This window comes from Aeromonas sp. QDB63, from assembly GCF_027707425.1.
GTDB classification, from domain to species: domain Bacteria; phylum Pseudomonadota; class Gammaproteobacteria; order Enterobacterales; family Aeromonadaceae; genus Aeromonas; species Aeromonas caviae.
Genome location: NZ_JAPCIS010000016.1, coordinates 1 through 17,962 on the forward strand (window position 1 = coordinate 1; position 17,962 = coordinate 17,962).

At 58.9% G+C, this 17,962-nt stretch carries 15 protein-coding genes and 1 pseudogene; 13 read left to right on the forward strand and 3 right to left on the reverse strand.

The window, feature by feature from the left end:
• Positions 1-135, forward strand: a pseudogene (locus PG879_RS11825) (IS1595 family transposase); the annotation flags it as partial.
• 60 nt (positions 136-195) lie between these two features.
• Here the strand turns inward: PG879_RS11825 and metG are convergent.
• Complete coding sequence (gene metG, locus PG879_RS11830) at positions 196-2,229, reverse strand: methionine--tRNA ligase (RefSeq protein WP_041211419.1); 2,034 nt, start codon at positions 2,227-2,229, stop codon at positions 196-198.
• A gap of 185 nt (positions 2,230-2,414) precedes the next feature.
• Here metG and apbC point away from each other — a divergent pair, with 185 nt between their 5' ends.
• From apbC to PG879_RS11850, 4 genes are all read left to right on the forward strand, one after another.
• Positions 2,415-3,497, forward strand: coding sequence for an iron-sulfur cluster carrier protein ApbC (apbC, locus tag PG879_RS11835; protein WP_182721848.1), 1,083 nt, complete (start codon positions 2,415-2,417; stop codon positions 3,495-3,497).
• Between the two features lie 108 nt (positions 3,498-3,605).
• Positions 3,606-4,250: a uridine kinase gene (udk, locus tag PG879_RS11840; protein WP_010674731.1), complete on the forward strand. Its 645-nt coding sequence runs from the start codon at positions 3,606-3,608 to the stop codon at positions 4,248-4,250.
• A gap of 63 nt (positions 4,251-4,313) precedes the next feature.
• Positions 4,314-4,895: a dCTP deaminase gene (gene dcd / locus PG879_RS11845; RefSeq protein ID WP_010674732.1), complete on the forward strand. Its 582-nt coding sequence runs from the start codon at positions 4,314-4,316 to the stop codon at positions 4,893-4,895.
• 319 nt (positions 4,896-5,214) lie between these two features.
• Positions 5,215-6,687 carry an inorganic phosphate transporter gene (locus tag PG879_RS11850; protein ID WP_041211421.1) on the forward strand — a complete coding sequence of 491 codons (1,473 nt, stop codon included), beginning with the start codon at positions 5,215-5,217 and terminating at the stop codon, positions 6,685-6,687.
• A 657-nt stretch (positions 6,688-7,344) separates the two neighbouring features.
• On the opposite strand, the gene rne is transcribed toward PG879_RS11850, so the two are convergent.
• Positions 7,345-10,488, reverse strand: a complete 3,144-nt coding sequence (rne, locus tag PG879_RS11855; protein WP_041211422.1) for a ribonuclease E — start codon at positions 10,486-10,488, stop codon at positions 7,345-7,347.
• A 414-nt stretch (positions 10,489-10,902) separates the two neighbouring features.
• On the opposite strand from rne, the gene rluC reads away from it, so the two are divergent.
• Positions 10,903-11,847 (forward strand): 23S rRNA pseudouridine(955/2504/2580) synthase RluC, encoded by a 945-nt coding sequence (gene rluC / locus PG879_RS11860; protein ID WP_201896700.1) that lies wholly within the window; start codon positions 10,903-10,905, stop codon positions 11,845-11,847.
• Between the two features lie 52 nt (positions 11,848-11,899).
• Here rluC and PG879_RS11865 read toward each other — a convergent pair whose 3' ends face one another.
• Positions 11,900-12,481, reverse strand: a complete 582-nt coding sequence (locus PG879_RS11865) for a Maf family protein (RefSeq protein WP_029314530.1) — start codon at positions 12,479-12,481, stop codon at positions 11,900-11,902.
• Positions 12,482-12,725: 244 nt separating this feature from the next.
• Between PG879_RS11865 and PG879_RS11870 the strand changes: the two genes are divergently transcribed.
• The 7 genes from PG879_RS11870 (at position 12,726) to fabG (ending at position 17,886) form a co-directional block, all read left to right on the forward strand.
• Complete coding sequence (locus PG879_RS11870; RefSeq protein WP_232091063.1) at positions 12,726-13,235, forward strand: hypothetical protein; 510 nt, start codon at positions 12,726-12,728, stop codon at positions 13,233-13,235.
• 196 nt (positions 13,236-13,431) lie between these two features.
• Positions 13,432-13,953, forward strand: a complete 522-nt coding sequence (yceD, locus tag PG879_RS11875) for a 23S rRNA accumulation protein YceD (protein WP_029314532.1) — start codon at positions 13,432-13,434, stop codon at positions 13,951-13,953.
• A 20-nt stretch (positions 13,954-13,973) separates the two neighbouring features.
• A complete protein-coding gene (gene rpmF / locus PG879_RS11880) occupies positions 13,974-14,141 on the forward strand; it encodes a 50S ribosomal protein L32 (RefSeq protein WP_005300935.1) in 168 nt (55 codons plus the stop codon).
• Between the two features lie 9 nt (positions 14,142-14,150).
• Positions 14,151-15,170 (forward strand): phosphate acyltransferase PlsX, encoded by a 1,020-nt coding sequence (gene plsX / locus PG879_RS11885; RefSeq protein WP_010674739.1) that lies wholly within the window; start codon positions 14,151-14,153, stop codon positions 15,168-15,170.
• 6 nt (positions 15,171-15,176) lie between these two features.
• Positions 15,177-16,136, forward strand: a complete 960-nt coding sequence (locus tag PG879_RS11890; protein WP_041211424.1) for a beta-ketoacyl-ACP synthase III — start codon at positions 15,177-15,179, stop codon at positions 16,134-16,136.
• A gap of 66 nt (positions 16,137-16,202) precedes the next feature.
• The gene (gene fabD, locus PG879_RS11895) at positions 16,203-17,138 is read left to right on the forward strand and encodes an ACP S-malonyltransferase (RefSeq protein WP_041211425.1); all 936 of its coding nucleotides are present in this window, start codon (positions 16,203-16,205) and stop codon (positions 17,136-17,138) included.
• Positions 17,139-17,151: 13 nt separating this feature from the next.
• Positions 17,152-17,886 carry a 3-oxoacyl-ACP reductase FabG gene (gene fabG / locus PG879_RS11900; RefSeq protein ID WP_010674742.1) on the forward strand — a complete coding sequence of 245 codons (735 nt, stop codon included), beginning with the start codon at positions 17,152-17,154 and terminating at the stop codon, positions 17,884-17,886.
• Positions 17,887-17,962: the final 76 nt, after the last annotated feature.

A 17,962-nucleotide genomic window follows, 5' to 3' on the forward strand; every position in this document is an offset into this window, starting at 1 on the left:
GGGGTAGCGACCCACTATCTGAGAAATTATCTGGGTTGGCGAAGGATGTTGGAGCGCTACGGGCGGGAAGTGAATGTACCACGTTGCTTGCATGAGGCGCTGGGGCGCCCCATGCAACACGTAATTGGGACATAGCCTAAAAAAAGAGAGGCCATTGGCCTCTCTTTTCATTGGGACTGTCCGGGAAGGGGCGTATTACTTCACGCGCATGCCCGGCTGGGCACCTTCCTGGGGCTCGAGGATCCAGAGATCCTTGCCGCCCGGACCTGCCGCCAGCACCATACCTTCGGACATGCCAAAGCGCATCTTGCGCGGGGCCAGGTTGGCCACCATCACGGTCAGCTTGCCTTCCAGATCTTCCGGGTTGTAGGCGGACTTGATACCGGCAAAGACCTGACGGGTTTCGCCGCCGATATCCAGCTGCAACTTCAGCAGCTTCTCGGCTTCCGGCACCGCTTCGGCTTTCTTGATCAGCGCCACCCGCAGGTCAATCTTGGCAAAGTCGTCGTAGGTGATGGTCTCGCTGATGGGATCGTCCACCAGGGGGCCTGCCGGCTTCTTGCTCTGCTCCTTGGCGAGGTCTTCCTTGGACGCTTCCACCATGGCATCCACCTTGGCGGACTCGATGCGGGAGAAGAGGGCCTTGAAGGGGGCGACGCCGTGGTCGACCAGAGGGGCGGCGATGCCGTCCCAGGTCAGGGTCTCGCCAAGGAAGGCTTCGGCGCGCTCGGCCAGTTGCGGCATGACGGGCTTCAAGTAGGCCATCAGCACGCGGAACAGGTTGATGCCGACGGAGCAGACGGCTTGCAGCTCGGCATCCGCCCCTTCCTGCTTGGCGATGACCCAGGGAGCCTTGTCGTCCACATAGCGGTTGGCCTTGTCGGCCAGGGCCATGATCTCGCGGATGGCGCGGCTGAATTCGCGCGCTTCATAGGCTTCGGCGATGCTGGCGCTGGCGTTGGCAAACTCGGCGTAGAGTGCGGGCTCGGCGCAGGTGGCGGCCAGCTTGCCGTCAAAACGCTTGGCGATAAAGCCGGCGTTGCGAGAGGCCAGGTTGACCAGCTTGTTGACCACGTCGGCGTTGACGCGGGAGACGAAGTCTTCGAGGTTCAAGTCCAGATCGTCGATGCGGCTGTTGAGCTTGGCGGCGTAGTAGTAACGCAGGCACTCCGGATCCAGGTGCTTGAGATAGGTGGACGCCTTGATGAAGGTGCCCTTAGACTTGGACATCTTGGCGCCGTTGACGGTCACATAGCCGTGTACGTTGACCTTGGTCGGCTTGCGGAAGTTCGCGCCTTCAAGCATGGCCGGCCAGAACAGGCAGTGGAAGTAGGCGATGTCCTTGCCGATGAAGTGATAGAGCTCGGCGTCGGAGTCCGCTTTCCAGTAGTTGTCGAAGTCGATGTCGCCGCGCTTGTTGCACAGGTTCTTGAACGACGCCATGTAGCCGATGGGGGCGTCCAGCCAGACATAGAAGTACTTGCCGGGGGCACCGGGAATTTCGAAGCCGAAGTAGGGGGCATCACGGGTGATGTCCCACTGCTGCAGGCCGCTTTCGAACCACTCTTGCATCTTGTTGGCCATCTCTTCCTGGATGGCGCCGGAGCCGCGTACCCAGTCGGCGAGCCAGGCTTCGAACTGGGGCAGGTCGAAGAAGTAGTGCTCGGAGTCCTTCATCACCGGGGTCGCACCGGAGACGGCGGATTTCGGATCAATCAGCTCGGTCGGGCTGTAGGTGGCGCCGCACGCGTCGCAGTTGTCACCGTACTGATCGGGGGACTTGCACTTGGGGCAGGTGCCCTTGACGAAGCGATCCGGCAGGAACATGGATTTTTCCGGATCGAACAGTTGGGAGATGGTACGGATCTTGATTTTGCCGGACTCTTTGAGGCGGCCATAGATCACGCCCGCCAGCTCGCGGTTCTCGTCGCTGTGGGTGGAGTGGTAGTTGTCGAAGCTGATGTTGAAACCGGCAAAATCCCCCTGGTGCTCCTGGGAGACGGCGGCAATCATCTCTTCCGGCGAGATCCCCATCTGCTGAGCCTTGAGCATGATGGGCGTACCGTGGGCATCGTCGGCACAGACGAAATGCACCTGATGGCCACGCATTCGCTGATAACGAACCCAGATATCGGCCTGGATGTGTTCCAGCATGTGGCCGAGATGGATGGAGCCGTTGGCATAGGGGAGGGCGCAGGTTACCAGCATTCTACGAGGATCAGTTGCCATAATACGTTCTTTATGTGCCTGTTGGGATGATACAGTGCCGTGCATGTTACCCGAATTGGGGGCGGCCTGCCTAGGGTTGTGGCCCCCGGTGCCCTGACTGGCGGCATCGCGATGACGTCGGCAAGCCACTGATTTATGTGCGGTAACCGTTCACCTCAGCATAACGACAACATAATGGGGAGTTAATGGTGATTGATTCAGTAAAACAGATCCTGGCCGAATTTAAGCCGGCAGGATGGGGCAAGGATCTGGTCGCGGCCGGTTTTGTGCGTTCCGTTGAGCGGCACGAACAGACCCTGGCCATCACGCTGGTGCTGCCCTTTGCCGGCCAGTCCCTGTTTGAACAGATCAAAGAGGAGTTCGATGCGCAGCTGCGCAGCGCAACCGGCGCGACCCGCATCGACTGGGCGGGGGAGATAGACGTGGCCAGCATGCCCCGCGCGCAGCAACTGGCGGCGGTGCAGGGGATCCGCAATATCCTGGTGGTTGCCTCCGGCAAGGGAGGGGTGGGCAAGTCCACTACCGCGGTCAACCTGGCGCTGGCGCTGCAAAAAGAGGGGGCGCGGGTCGCCCTGCTGGATGCGGACATCTATGGCCCCTCCATCCCGACCATGACGGGGACCCTCAAGGAGCGCCCTGTCAGCTTTGATGGCAAGTTGATGGAGCCGGTGATGGCCTGCGGCATCAAGAGCAACAGCATCGGTTATCTGGTGGCCGAGCAGGATGCCACCATCTGGCGCGGTCCCATGGCGAGCAAGGCACTCGGGCAGATCCTGCACGAGACCCGCTGGGGTGAGGTGGACTACCTGGTGGTGGACATGCCCCCGGGCACCGGCGATATCCAGCTGACGCTGGCCCAGCAGGTGCCCACCACGGCGGCGGTGATCGTCACGACGCCCCAGGATGTGGCACTGGCAGATGCCCGCAAGGGGATCGCCATGTTCAACAAGGTCAATGTGCCTGTGCTTGGCATCGTCGAGAACATGAGTTACCACGTCTGCAGTGCCTGCGGGCATCACGAGCCGTTGTTCGGTACCGGCGGTGGCCAGAAGATGGCGGAGCAGTATCACGTGGCGCTGCTTGGTCAGTTGCCGCTGCATATCGACATTCGCCAGCACATGGATGACGGCTGCCCCACCGTGTTCGGTACGCCGGATGGCGAGCTGTCACAGACTTACCTGAAACTGGCTCGCCGGGTAGGGGCCGAGCTCTATTTCAGCGCAAAACCGATTGCGACTCCGCTCTACACGGTGGCGCTGGACGAATAATCGGCGTTCGGCCAAGGGGGACGGATTTGGGGTGGGCATGGCCACCCCTTTTTCATATAATGGATCGGTTTAAACAATCCCCAGTGCTCTTCTCTTTAGGTATTTTCAATGTCTGATACTCAACATTCCTGTGTGATCATCGGTATTGCTGGTGCATCCGCGTCCGGCAAGAGTCTTATCGCCCAAACCATCTATGAAGAGCTGGTGGCCGAGCTGGGAGCGGGTCAGATTGGTGTGATCACCGAGGATTGCTACTACCGTGATCAGACCCACCTGACCATGGAAGAGCGGGTCAAGACCAACTATGACCACCCCAATGCCCTGGATCACGATCTGCTGGTGCAGCATCTGACCCAGCTGACGCAAGGGGAGGCGGTCAACATCCCCCAGTACTCCTATACCGAGCACACGCGCATGACCGAGGTCACTACCTTTGCACCGCGCCGTGTCATCATCCTCGAAGGGATACTGCTGTTGACCGACAGCCGCCTGCGCGAACTGATGGACGCCTCCATCTTCATGGATACCCCGCTCGACATCTGTTTGCTGCGCCGTCTGGTGCGCGATGTGCAGGAGCGCGGTCGTACCATGGACTCCGTACTCAAGCAGTATCAGAAGACTGTGCGTCCCATGTTCATGCAGTTCATCGACCCGTCCAAGCAGTATGCCGACGTGATCGTGCCCCGTGGCGGCAAGAACCGCATCGCCATCGACATGCTCAAGGCGCGTATCCGCCATATGTTGATTGGTTGAGAGAAAACAAGCCGGGTGATGCCCGGCTTTTTTTAATGAATCTTTTGTCAGGAGAGTCGCAGAATGCGTCTTTGTGATACCGATATCGAACGGCACCTGGATGAAGGCAAGATCGTCATCGAGCCGCGGCCCGGTGTTGAGCGGATCAGCGGCGTCAGCGTCGATGTGCTGCTGGGCAACGAGTTTCGGGTGTTTCGCGATCATACCGCGCCTTACATCGACCTTGGCGGTACCAGTGCCGAGATGGCCGATGCCATCGAGCGGGTGATGAGCGAGGAGATCCACGTGCCGGACGGTGAAGCCTTCTATCTGCACCCGGGTCAGCTGGCGCTGGCGGTGACCTATGAATCGGTTACCTTGCCCGCCGATATCGTCGGCTGGCTGGATGGTCGCTCCTCCCTGGCGCGCCTGGGCCTCATGGTGCACGTCACCGCCCACCGCATCGATCCGGGCTGGTCAGGTCGCATCGTGCTGGAGTTTTACAACGGCGGCAAGTTGCCTCTGGCCCTGCGTCCCAAGATGAAGATCGGTGCCCTGAACTTCGAGATGCTGTCAGGTACCGCGGCTCGCCCGTACAACAAACGGGAAAATGCCAAATACAAGAGTCAGCAAGGGGCTGTGGCCAGCCGGATCAACCAGGATTGACCCCCGCACCGTGCGGCTTGTCTATCGAGGAGGGTGCCAGGGCACCCTCTTTTATATCTGACAAAAGGAAACGGACGTGCCGAGCGGGTTGAAAACGGCCTTTTTCGGGACATCGAGCTATGCTTCGGCTTTGATTGGCGCCTATCCACAGCAATGGAATGGACTTAAATTAATCCTCGACAAGCCCCGTTCCTACAGGCCCTAAGACATTTTCTGACGGAATGCCCTTTTTTTTTTTTGCTGAAATATTTCAACAACGGGTATGGCGCATCGAGCCTTCTGGCATAATCCGCCGCAACTCATAAACAGGTTCGTTTTTATGTTTGAAATGTTTAGTGGTTTGGGTTTGTGGTGGTCAATCGGTTTGGTATTGGCCGTTTTTTTTGTGCTGGCCTATGAATTCATCAACGGCTTTCACGATACCGCCAACGCGGTAGCAACGGTTATCTATACCAAGGCGATGCCGGCTCATATGGCGGTGGTGGCTTCCGGTCTGTTCAATTTCGCCGGTGTCATGCTGGGTGGGTTGGGGGTGGCCTATGCCATCGTTCACCTGCTGCCCATCGATCTGCTGCTTGGCATGGACTCTACCCAGGGTCTGATCATGGTGTTCTCCCTGCTGTTCTCGGCCATCGTCTGGAACCTGGGAACCTGGTACTTCGGCATTCCGGCATCCAGCTCCCACACCCTGATCGGTTCCATCCTGGGGGTAGGCGGCGCCTATGCCCTGATCAGCCATCAACCCCTGAAAGAGGGTATCAACGTCGGCAAAGCCATCGACATCATGCTCTCTCTCATCATCTCTCCCACCGTGGGCTTCATCATTGCCGCCCTGCTGCTGTTCGCCATGAAGCGCGTATGGCTTGGCAGCAAGATCCACAAGACCCCGGAAGAGCGCCTGCTGGTGGACGGCAAGAAGCATCCACCATTCTGGGCCCGTGTCACTCTGATTTGCTCCGCAATGGGGGTGAGCTTCGTGCACGGCTCCAACGATGGCCAGAAAGGCATCGGTCTGGTGATGCTGGTGCTGATCTGCATGGCGCCTGCTTATTTTGCGCTAGACATGAACAGCCGCTCCTATGATCTGGACAGAACCCAGGATGCCAACCAGCGCATCATGGAGATCTACCAGCGTAACCAGGAACAGGTTTCCCATCTTGTGAACTTCAGTGTGCCTGCCAAAGCCCAAGAAGAGCTGATGAGTCACTGTGCGGCAGGGGAGGCCCTGCAGGCCATGGCGACCCTCGACAAGCGTCTGGGCCAGGTGCGCACCTACGAGGAGATGAACCTGGTGGATCGCCGCGAGGTGCGTCGTCTGCTGCTGTGCATCGACGACACTGCCCGCAAGGTCTCCAAGTTGCCACTGCCGGCCAAGGAGCTGACCGATCTTGCCAAATGGCGCAAGGATCTGACCGCCACGGCCGAATATGCGCCGACCTGGGTCATCGTGTCCATCGCCCTGGCGCTCGGTTGCGGCACCATGGTGGGCTGGCGTCGTATCGTCTACACGGTAGGGGAGAAGATCGGTTCCTCCGGCATGACCTACAGCCAGGGCATTGCAGCCCAGATCACGGCCGCCGCGTCCATCGGGATTGCGAGTCTGACCGGGATGCCGGTGTCCACCACCCACATTCTCTCCTCAGCGGTGGCGGGGACCATGGTGGCCAACAAGTCCGGCCTGCAGAGCCAGACCATCAAGACCATTCTGCTGGCCTGGGTGCTGACATTGCCGCTCACCATGCTGCTCTCCGGCGGTCTCTTCCTGCTGAACAACCATCTCTTTGGCGGGTAAGACGACAGTCATTGGAAATGAAACAAGGGCCTTCGGGCCCTTTTTTGTTGCCTGGTGAATATCACGTCATGCGGCAATAGTTCAATAAGTGATAGTTGTATGCCATCAGACAAGAAGTTGAATTACATTATCTATCACCTCTTTTGCTTCTCTACATCCCTGAGCCACTCGTTGTGCACAGTGAGGGGACCTGTCTGTGTGATGCCTTGTTACAAGCCGATGCTTGCACGTAAAGCAGAAGGGAGGGTGTGCAACGTGCCTATGTTCCTCACCAGAAATGATGAGAGTGAAGAGCGCCACAGGTTGCCCTATGTCTGGCATTCCCGTTCAACCTGGGTTGTCTCAGCCACCACTGAACACACCGACTGTGCTACCAAAGGGGAACGCTGCCAGACGGTTTGCCAATGGCTTCATATGCTGTCAATGCACGGACCCTGTCGACAAAGCAGAGCATGTCGTGATGCTTTGACAGAGATGAATTCTCTGTCTGGTGTGTTATTCACGTCTTGTTTGGACTGTGTGTGGTCGCTGAACATCGGGAAAGCGGCGGATATCGAAGAATGGGCAGGGGGGAGAGCAAGGCGATGTCAGCCCAAAAAAAGAGATAAAAAAAGAGCCACACGATGTGTGGCTCTTTATTCAGACTAACGAGTCTGCTCAGGGGCGACCGGCCGGGCTGGTTGCCACGTTGCTGGCAGCGGTGCTGCCACCGTGGCGACCGGAGGTCACGACTTCGCTGCGTACCAGGGGAGCGTACTCCACGGGTTCACGGGGTGTCGGGGCAGGAGCCGCAGCCGGCGTTGCCATGGGGGCATAAGCCTTGCGGGCACGGGCCAATACACCGGCACCCTTGCTGACCTTCACTTCGGGGCTGGTTGCTGGCTCGGTTTGCACCACTGCAGCCGGCATCTCGACGACCTTCGCCTCGGCGGTGGCCGTCTCCTCAGCGATCACGACAGGTGCCGCTTCAGCAACCGGTGCAACCTCTTCTGGGATGGCCTCCACTTGCTGGGTCTGCTCGACAGCGTCGATCAAGGCTACAGGTTCGTCATGAGAGGCGGTGTCGACGATAGGTTCGACCATCTCGGGTTCGACAACTGCCACTTCGGCGGCGGGTTCAGCGTCTGCTTGCGCAGCCTGTTCAACTTCGTCAGTGGAGGGCGCGTCCACTGCCTGGGCTGCCAGTGCTTGCTCTGCCGCTTCCTCAGCAATGGCTTCAGCCACCACGTGCTCGGTCAGAGCGGCGGAGGCCTGCAGGGCTGCTGCAACCGCTTCTGCGCTCGGAATGGTGATGACAGGCACAACCGGTTCTTCCACCTTCACCTGAGCCGCATCGGCCTGGGCCGCGGTAGTCAGCTGCACTTCACCTTGTGCTTCGTCTTCACGCTGGCCACGAGCCTCTTCGTTGATGCGCTTGCGACGTTGCCCTTCGATGCGCTGATTGCGCGGGGTACGGCGGGAACGACGCTGACCTTCGCCTTGCTCTTCTTGCTGCTCAGCGGCGGCTTGCACGTCGGCGACATCGATGATTTGCTCGTCAGTCGGCAGGGCAGGGGTGTCGGTCGCGGCGACATCGACACGGATCTGCTTGCGCAGTTGGCGACGTTCGCGGCGCTCGGCCACTTTTTGCTCTTTTTCCTGACGCGGTTCAGCGCTGGCGACCGCAGTATCAACGGTATCAACCGCCTCGACGATCACCTCGGCACGGGGTTCGCGGGGGGCGCGAGGTTCACGAGCCGGACGCGGGGCACGAGGTTCGCGCTCTTGGCGGGGTTCGCGAGGCTCACGCTCCATGCGCTGCTCGGTGCGCACTTCGCCACGGGGTTCCCGTTCCTGGCGCGGTTCCCGCTCTTGACGAGGCTCACGCTCTTTGCGCGGGCGACGATTGCGATCACTGCTCTCGCGGCTGGCTGCGCCTTCACGCTTCTCTCCGGCCTCGGCATTGCGACTGCCGCGGTTGTCGTCGCGACGACCACGTTGACCACGGCTGCGGGATTCATCGCGCTGGTGACGGTGCCCGTCATCCTTGCGAGCTTCGCGCTGGGCGGCCGGTTTGTCGGCAGGCGCCTTCACCTCGGCCGGAGCCGCATCGGAGGAGGCACCGAACAGGCCGGAGAAGGCCTTGGCCAGCTTGCCAAAGAAGCCGACTTGTTCTGCAACCGGAGCGGGAGTCGCAACAGGAGCCGGGGCGGCGGGCGCAACCGGCTGAGGAGCCGGGGCAAACCCTTGCAGCAGCGGTTGTTCACGCTCGACTACCTGAGCTTGGCGCGGCTGGTAGACCGGCTTGGCAATCTCGGTTTTGAGCTCGTAGCTGGCCGCTTCTGGGATCTCGTTCTGACGGATGCGGGTCACTTCGTAGTGCGGGGTTTCCAGATGCTGGTTCGGAATGATGTAGACACGCACATCATTGCGCTGTTCCAGATTGGCGATGGAGGTACGCTTCTCGTTGAGCAGATAGGCGGCCACATCGACCGGCACCTGGGCATGCACCTGCTCGGTGTTGTCCTTCATGGCCTCTTCTTCGATGAGACGCAGGATGGACAGGGCGAGGGATTCGTTGTCACGGATGACCCCCTGACCCTGGCAACGGGGGCAGATATGGCTGCTGGACTCGTTGAGGGAGGGACGCAGACGCTGGCGAGACATCTCCAGCAGACCGAAACGGGAGATACGGCCCAGCTGGATACGGGCACGATCCTGATGCACCGCTTCACGCAGACGGTTTTCCACTTCGCGCTGATGGCGAACCGGGGTCATGTCGATGAAGTCGATGACAATCAGGCCACCTAGGTCACGCAGGCGCAGCTGGCGAGCGATCTCATCGGCCGCTTCCAGGTTGGTCTGCAGGGCGGTCTCTTCGATATCGCCGCCCTTGGTAGCGCGGGAGGAGTTGATATCGATGGAGGTCAGTGCTTCGGTCGGATCGATGACGATGCTGCCGCCGGAGGGCAGGCGCACTTCGCGCTGGAAGGCCGATTCGATCTGGCTCTCGATCTGGAAGTGGTTGAACAGGGCGACATCACCCTTGTAGAGCTTCACGCGATTGAGGAAATCGGGACGGACCAGCTCGATATGTGACTTGGCGCGCTCGAAGATGACCGGGTTGTCGATCAGGATCTCGCCCACATCGCGACGCAGATAGTCACGGATGGCGCGCACGATGACGTTGCTCTCCTGGTGAATGAGCACCGGAGCGGAACGTTGTTGTGACGCCTTATGGATGGAGTCCCAGTGATTGAGCAGAACGTTCAGATCCCACTCCAGCTCTTCCGGGGACTTGCCCACACCGGCGGTGCGCACGATGAGGCCCATGCCGTCCGGTACGGTCAGTCCGCTCAGGGCTTCCTTCAGCTCGGTCCGCTCGTCACCCTCGATGCGACGGGAGATGCCGCCGGCACGGGGGTTGTTCGGCATCAGCACCAGGTAGCTGCCAGCCAGACTGATGAAGGTGGTGAGGGCTGCACCCTTGGTACCACGCTCTTCCTTGTCGATCTGGACAATCACTTCCTGGCCTTCGCGGACCACTTCTTTGATGTTGGGACGACCCTGATAGGAGTAACCGGAGGGGAAGTAATTGCGGGCGATTTCCTTTAACGGCAGGAAACCGTGGCGTTCGGCGCCATAGTCAACAAAAGCAGCTTCGAGACTGGGTTCTACTCGGGTGATTTTGCCCTTGTAAATGTTCGCTTTTTTCTGCTCGTGTCCCGGACTTTCAATATCCAAATCGTAGAGCTGTTGTCCGTCAACCAGCGCTACGCGCAACTCCTCTTCCTGAGTCGCGTTGATTAGCATTCTTTTCATTGAGTTCTCATTATTTTGTCATTTTGATTCCTCCACTGGGTCCTGCCGGCGCCGGCCTCGGGTCTTCAGCATGCTGGGGCAACCTCCCGGTTGGGGTATGCATGAGGCGCAAACTAAGGGCACTCTGGTTCAGCCTTCTCGAGAGGGCGTGAATTAAGGATACCGATGTGGAGACAATTTACGTCGGCTCTGTTTGTGTTCTCCATGCGTTGTACCTCGCACCCGGGAACCGTCATGTTCTTGTATACACGGTGTTTCGGGATTGGGTGGCATACATTTTGGCCACTTAGTACAAGGCTTGAACACAATGACAAAACCTTGTTTATTATCCCATTTAAACCACTTTTATAGCAAGACGCCATTTTTTAACAAAGCATGCAGCCAAGGGCTGTCGGCGGTGTTAAAATCCGCGCCATGACACAGATACATCAACAAGTGCAGCTGCTCACCATCGAAGCTGAGCATGACGGGCAGCGCATCGACAATTTTCTCAAGACTCAGTTAAAGGGCGTCCCCAAGAGCCTGATTTATCGCATCCTTCGAAAAGGGGAGGTGCGGGTCAACAAGAAGCGCATCAAACCGGAATACAAGCTTTGTGCCGGTGACGAGGTGCGGGTGCCCCCCGTGCGTGTGGCCGAGAAGAATGAGTTGCCTTCTGCCAACCTCGGCAGCATCCAGCGTCTGGAGAGCCAGATCCTGTTTGAAGACGACGCCATGATAGTGCTAAACAAGCCGTCCGGCATGGCAGTGCACGGCGGCAGCGGCCTCAGTTTTGGCGTCATCGAAGGGCTGCGTGCTCTGCGCCCCGAAGCCCGTTTCCTCGAACTGGTGCACCGGCTGGATCGCGACACCTCCGGCGTGCTGCTGGTTGCCAAGAAGCGCAGTGCCCTGCGCAGCCTGCACGAGCAGTTGCGGGTCAAGACCATGCGCAAGCAGTATCTGGCGCTGGTGCGCGGCCAGTGGCAACCCCACGTCAAGGTGGTCAATGCGCCACTTCGCAAAAATGATCTGCAATCCGGCGAGCGGGTGGTGCGGGTCAGCAGCGATGGCAAACCTTCCGAGACCCGGTTCCGGATTACCCGTCAGTTTGCCGAGGCCACACTGGTCGAGTGCAGTCCCATCACTGGCCGTACTCACCAGATCCGTGTCCACACCCAGCACGCCGGCCATCCCATCGCCTGCGATGACAAATATGGTGAGGCCGGGTTTGATGAAAAGATGCGAGGGCAGGGGCTAAAGCGTTTGTTCCTGCACGCCTGGAAGCTCACCTTTACTCATCCGGTGGACGACCGGGAGATGCAGGTGGAAGCGCCATTGTCACCGGAGCTTGAGGCGTTTCTCGCCAAGCTGCCACGCTGACAACCATGAAAAACGGGAGCCAAGGCTCCCGTTTTTCATGGCAGAGTTCTTGTTATGGCAGAGCCAGGCCGTGGCGACCCAGGAGATCAACCAAGCCTATCAGGGGAAGACCGACAAGGGCGTTGGGATCGCGCCCCTCCAGCGCCTTGAACAAGACGATGCCCATTCCCTCGCATTTGAAGCTGCCGGCACAATCCAGAGGACGTTCGGCCTCCACATAGCGACGGATGGCTGCTTCGTCGAGCGAGCGAAAATACACGGTGAAAGGCTCGACGAGCTGCTCGGCATGGCCATTCGCAGCATTGATCACACAGAGCCCGGTGTAAAAGATGACGCGCTTGCCTTGTGCCCGCAGCAACTGCTCGACCGCCTTCTCCACCGTGCCGGGCTTGCCGAGGATCTGCCCGTCACAGACGCACACCTGATCTGAACCGATGATCAATCCTTGATCACGGTCAGTAGCAACGGCATTCGCCTTGGCAAATGCCAATCTGCTGACCAGGGCTTCTGCGGTCTCCCCGTGTCGCGCTGTCTCATCGACTTGAGGCGCAGCACAGTGAAATGGCTGACCGAGTTTTTCCAGCAAGGTTTTGCGGTAGGACGAGGTGGACGCGAGGATCAAGGAAGGCTGCATGTTTTGATGATATCCATTTATAAATCAATTGGTTGATTCTATCTGTGCAGATGGGGCCACGCAAACAGGAGATGTCTACAGCGGGACTCGCCTAATTAGCGGGAAGCATGCATGCTGATGGAACCACAGCACAAACACAATCGCCAGCTGGGCAGGGACATGGCAACTTCGTCAGGGGGATGAGGGGGTGATGCTTTGGACCCAGCCACATCCTCCGACATCTTTTCAGGCCTTACGTCTGGAGATGCGCGTGAATGTCGATCCTGGCGCGCTGATCACGGTACTGCGCAACACGGTGCGCCATGAAGAGTGGTTGCCCCAGAGCCGTGAAGTCAGGGTGCTGGCCAGATCTGGTCCCGACGATGATCTGGTCTATACCCGCCTGGCGTCTCCCTGGCCGGTGCAAGACAGGGAGCTCATCACCCGCTCCCATTTGAGTCGACGCATCGATTGCGGCCTGACTCTCGAGGTGTGGGCAGAGCCGAATGCCCTGCCATTGCATGCAGGGCTGTTCCGGATCCAGGAAAGCGCTGGACGGTGGGAGGCGCTACCCCAACGGGATGGCAGCACACTCGTTCGGCTCGAAACCTATACCAACCCGGGCAACAACTTGCCGGGCTGGCTGGTCAATCCCATTGCCATCAAGGCTGCCGTGGGCAGTTTCAAAGCCATACGCAGACTGATGGAAGCCGAGCCCAGAGTGGCTGCGACACCAGGCCTGCTGGGGAGAGACCCGCGCTGTTCTGCCACCTGATGAGACACCAAGGAGCACATCCGGTGGACAGACAGGAGAGGGGAACAGGATCCTGTGCCAGATCCTGCACGATATGGCATAATCGGCCACCGATGAGCACAAGTTCCTCTTGCAGGGGCCTGTGAAGGTAAAATCATCGGCGGTAAGGACTTTTTCCTTTGACTATCCCTTGTTGGACCTATAATATTCGCGCCCTATGCAAAAGGTGAAGTTGCCCGTTAAGGTTGATCCAGTCCGTAATGCCTTGAAGCTACTCGATTATGTCGGGATAGTGGAAAAGTCGCAGATGCCCAGGCTGGAGGAATCAACCGAAGGCTTGCGAAGTGATGTGGATGTCACACTGCACTTTGGCAAAGATGTCCAGAAGTTGACCGTTATGAAAGGCACTGCCCATGCCAAGGTCGACCTGGTTTGCCAGCGTTGTGGTGAGACGTTTGAACACCTTTGTGAAGCTAGTTTTATTTACACTCCGCTGTTCGAAAGAACAAACGAGGAAGAACTGCCGGAAGCTTATGAGCCCATTGAGTTGGACGAAAACGGCGAGATAGATCTTCATCAAATCCTGGAGGATGAACTCATCCTCTCGTTGCCTCAGGTAGCCATGCATCCGGTGGATGTGTGTCCCAGAGGAAACATGGAGATGACCTGGGGTGAAATCGAACCTGCTGATGAGCGGCCGAATCCCTTTGCAGTTCTTGAAGCGCTCAAACGTAAGTGAATTTTAGGAGTTAGCCTACCATGGCCGTACAACAGAACCGTAAAACCCGCGCCAAGCGTGGCATGCGTCGTTCCCACGATGCGCTGACCACCGCTGCCCTGACTGTTGATCAGACCAGTGGCGAAATTCATCGTCGTCACCACGTGACTGCCGATGGTTTCTACCGCGGTAAAAAGGTAATCGCTTAAGGATTGCCTTTGTCTACGCAAACTGTCGCGCTAGACATAATGGGGGGAGATATCGGCCCCTCGGAAACAGTGCCTGCCGCCGTGCAGGCACTGTCTCTTCTACCCCAGCTAAAACTTGTTCTGGTCGGTGATCAACACCAGACCGCCTCTCTTCTGCAGCAACATGGCTTGCTCAACCACCCTCGCGTTCGTCTCGTGCATGCCTCCCAGGTCGTGGGCATGGGCGAAAAGCCTATCGTGGCGCTGCGTACCCTGAAAGACTCCTCCATGCGCGTGACCCTGGATCTGGTCAAGAGCGGCGCTGCCGATGCCTGTGTCAGTGCAGGCAACACCGGTGCCTTGATGGCCATGGCCAAGTGCGTGCTAAAATCCTTGCCCGGTGTTGACCGGCCAGCCCTCATCAAGGCGCTGCCCACATTGAGTGGAAAGCGGACCGTGATGCTGGATCTGGGTGCGAACGTGAGCTGCGATGCCGACACCCTGCTGCAATTTGCCGTGATGGGCGCCGTAGTCGCAGAGAAGGTGGAGGGGATACCTTCACCCAGAGTGGCACTGCTCAACGTAGGGGAGGAGGAGATCAAGGGCAACGACCTGGTGCGCCACAGCGCCGAGTTGCTGCGCCAATGCTCCGCCCTGAATTTTGTCGGTTTTATCGAGGGTGACAGGATCTTCAGCGGCGAGTGCGACGTGATCGTCTGCGACGGTTTCGTGGGCAACGTGGCGCTCAAGACCGCGGAGGGGGTGGTGCGGATGATGGCCGAACTGGCCGGATATCCGCGCAAAAAACGCAGTTTTCTTGGTCGACTCGCCGGATTTATGTTCAAACGGCGTTTCTCTTACCTGAACCCCGACCAGTATAATGGCGCGAGTCTGTTAGGATTGCGCGGCATTGTGGTAAAAAGCCATGGGCGGGCCGAGCGCCGCGCTCTGTGTCATGCGATTCTGCTGGCCGCACAAGAAGCCAGACATCAACTTCCATTGCAAATTGCAGATCGCCTTGAATCTGTCTTTTCCGACAGGGATTTATAAAACTCTATGCATAGCAAAATTCTGGGTACTGGCAGTTATCTGCCGAGTTCGGTTCGTACCAACGCCGATCTTGAACAGATGGTTGAAACCAGTGACGAATGGATCGTGGAACGCACCGGGATCCGTGAACGCCGTATCGCCGGAGCCGACGAAACCGTCGCGACCCTTTCTCATCAGGCGGCCTTGCGTGCGCTTGATGCGGCAGGTCTGACTGCCGCCGATCTGGACATGATAGTGCTGGCCACTACCAGCGCAGAGAATGCCTTCCCAGCTGCTGCCTGTGAACTGCAGGGGCTGCTTGACGTACCGGGGATCCCGGCGTTTGACGTAGCCGCCGCCTGTGCCGGCTTTACATATGCTCTCGCCATCGCCGATCAGTTCGTCAAATCCGGCGCTGCTCGCTACGTGCTGGTTGTCGGTGCGGACGTGCTGTCACGCATGTGCGATCCCGAGGATCGCGGCACCATCATCCTGTTCGGGGATGGGGCAGGGGCCGTGGTCATCGGTGCCAGCGACACTCCTGGGATCCTCTCCACCCATCTGCATGCCGATGGCCGTTATGGCGAGCTGCTCAAACTGCCGCAGCCCCGTCGCGGCATGCCGGGTGCTGAGCTCGAAGCCTACATGTACATGAAGGGCAACGATGTCTTCAAGGTGGCGGTGACACGCCTTAGCGAGATCGTGACCGAAACCCTGGCTGCGGCCAACGTCGAGCCGAGCGAGCTGGACTGGCTGGTGCCCCATCAAGCCAACTTCCGCATCATCAATGCCACCGCCAAGAAACTCGGTATGGGGCTCGACAAGGTGATCCTGACCCTGGATCGTCATGGCAATACCTCCGCGGCCTCCGTGCCCATCGCCTTCGATGAAGGGGTGCGCGATGGTCGCATCAAACCCGGCCAGCTGGTCCTGCTGGAAGCCTTCGGCGGCGGTTTTGCCTGGGGCTCTGCGCTGGTTCGCCTCTGATACCGAGCGGTGCCCGGTCCTCGGGCGCCCGCTTACCGAATTCGTCTTACCTTAAAGGAATCAATGATGACCCGATTTGCCATTGCCTTCCCGGGACAAGGCTCCCAGAGCGTCGGCATGCTGGCCGAGCTGGCCGAGCAACACGCAGTGATTAAAGAGACCTTCGCCGAGGCGAGCCAGGTGCTGGGCTATGACCTGTTTGCCCTGGTGATGGCAGGCCCGGCCGAGGATCTCAACAAAACCTGGCGTACCCAGCCAGCGCTGTTGACCGCCTCCGTCGCGCTGTGGCGCCTGTGGCAACAACAAGGCGGGGTAACCCCTGCCGTGATGGCCGGCCACAGCCTGGGGGAATACTCCGCCCTGGTGTGCAGCGGCGCGCTGGCGTTTGCCGATGCCGTCAAGCTGGTCGAGCTGCGTGGTTTGGCCATGCAGGAAGCCGTACCGGAAGGCACTGGCGCCATGGCTGCCATCATCGGTCTGGACAACGAAAGCATCGCTGCCAACTGTGAGAAAGCGGCCCAGGGGCAGGTGGTTTCTCCGGTCAACTTCAACTCTCCGGGTCAGGTGGTCATCGCCGGCCACAAAGAGGCGGTCGAGCGTGCCAACGTGCTGATGAAAGAGTCAGGTGCCAAGCGTGCCCTGCCGCTGCCGGTCTCCGTGCCCTCCCACTGCGCCCTGATGAAACCGGCCGCAGAAAAGCTGGCCGCCGCCCTGGATGGGATCGAGATCAAGGTTCCTGCCATCGCCGTCATCAATAATGTTGACGTCTCTTGTGAGCAGGATCCTGCCGCCATCAAGCAAGCCCTGGTGCGTCAGCTGTTCAGCCCGGTTCGCTGGACTGAAACGGTAGAGTGCATGGCAAACGACGGTGTTACCCTCGAGATCGAGATGGGCCCGGGCAAGGTATTGACCGGCCTGGCCAAGCGTATCGATGCGCGAGTGGAAGGTATTCACGCCAACGACGCCGCCTCGTTCGAGCAGGCACTGGCCCAGATCAAGTAAACAGGAGCAAGTCATGAGTTTTACCGATAAGGTTGTGTTGGTCACTGGCGCCAGCCGTGGCATTGGTCGTGCGATTGCGGAGATGTTTGCTGCTCGTGGCGCCAAAGTCGTGGGGACCGCGACCAGCGAGAGCGGTGCCGAGGCGATCAGTGCTTACCTGGGTGAACAAGGCTGCGGCATGGCACTGAACGTGACCAGTCAGGAATCTATCGAAACCGTCTTCGCCGCCATCAAGGCGCGTTTTGGCGACATCGACATCCTGATCAACAACGCCGGCATTACCCGCGACAACCTGCTGATGCGGATGAAGGATGACGAGTGGAACGAGATCATCGACACCAATCTCACCTCCCTGTACCGTCTGAGTAAGCCGGTATTGCGTGCCATGATGAAGAAGCGTAACGGTCGCATCATCAGCATCGGTTCCGTGGTCGGCACCATGGGCAACGCCGGTCAGGTCAACTATGCTGCTGCCAAGGCTGGTCTGGTTGGCTTTACCAAGTCGCTGGCCCGTGAAGTGGCATCTCGTGGCATCACGGTGAATGCGGTTGCTCCCGGTTTCATCGAGACCGACATGACCAAGGCGCTCAATGAAGAGCAGCGCGCCGGCATCATGAATCAGGTGCCTGCTGCCCGTTTGGGCGATCCGAAAGAAATTGCTGCCGCTGTGGTATTCTTGGCATCGGATGATGCCGCCTATATTACCGGCGAAACCCTGCATGTTAATGGCGGGATGTACATGGTGTAATCAATTTGTCGTGAGTTCTGTTCAAATTTGCGATAATACGCCGAAGTTTGGCGAATTTCGTGGTTTGACCAGCGGC

Coding starts and splice junctions, on each gene's coding strand:
- fabD (WP_041211425.1), top strand. CDS start 16,203: ATGACCCGATTTGCCATTGCCTTCCCGGGACAAGGCTCCCAGAGCGTC.
- dcd (WP_010674732.1), top strand. CDS start 4,314: ATGCGTCTTTGTGATACCGATATCGAACGGCACCTGGATGAAGGCAAG.
- rluC (WP_201896700.1), top strand. CDS start 10,903: ATGACACAGATACATCAACAAGTGCAGCTGCTCACCATCGAAGCTGAG.
- fabG (WP_010674742.1), top strand. CDS start 17,152: ATGAGTTTTACCGATAAGGTTGTGTTGGTCACTGGCGCCAGCCGTGGC.
- rne (WP_041211422.1), bottom strand. CDS start 10,488: ATGAAAAGAATGCTAATCAACGCGACTCAGGAAGAGGAGTTGCGCGTA.
- PG879_RS11890 (WP_041211424.1), top strand. CDS start 15,177: ATGCATAGCAAAATTCTGGGTACTGGCAGTTATCTGCCGAGTTCGGTT.
- PG879_RS11865 (WP_029314530.1), bottom strand. CDS start 12,481: ATGCAGCCTTCCTTGATCCTCGCGTCCACCTCGTCCTACCGCAAAACC.
- apbC (WP_182721848.1), top strand. CDS start 2,415: ATGGTGATTGATTCAGTAAAACAGATCCTGGCCGAATTTAAGCCGGCA.
- yceD (WP_029314532.1), top strand. CDS start 13,432: ATGCAAAAGGTGAAGTTGCCCGTTAAGGTTGATCCAGTCCGTAATGCC.
- PG879_RS11870 (WP_232091063.1), top strand. CDS start 12,726: ATGCGCGTGAATGTCGATCCTGGCGCGCTGATCACGGTACTGCGCAAC.
- rpmF (WP_005300935.1), top strand. CDS start 13,974: ATGGCCGTACAACAGAACCGTAAAACCCGCGCCAAGCGTGGCATGCGT.
- PG879_RS11850 (WP_041211421.1), top strand. CDS start 5,215: ATGTTTGAAATGTTTAGTGGTTTGGGTTTGTGGTGGTCAATCGGTTTG.
- udk (WP_010674731.1), top strand. CDS start 3,606: ATGTCTGATACTCAACATTCCTGTGTGATCATCGGTATTGCTGGTGCA.
- metG (WP_041211419.1), bottom strand. CDS start 2,229: ATGGCAACTGATCCTCGTAGAATGCTGGTAACCTGCGCCCTCCCCTAT.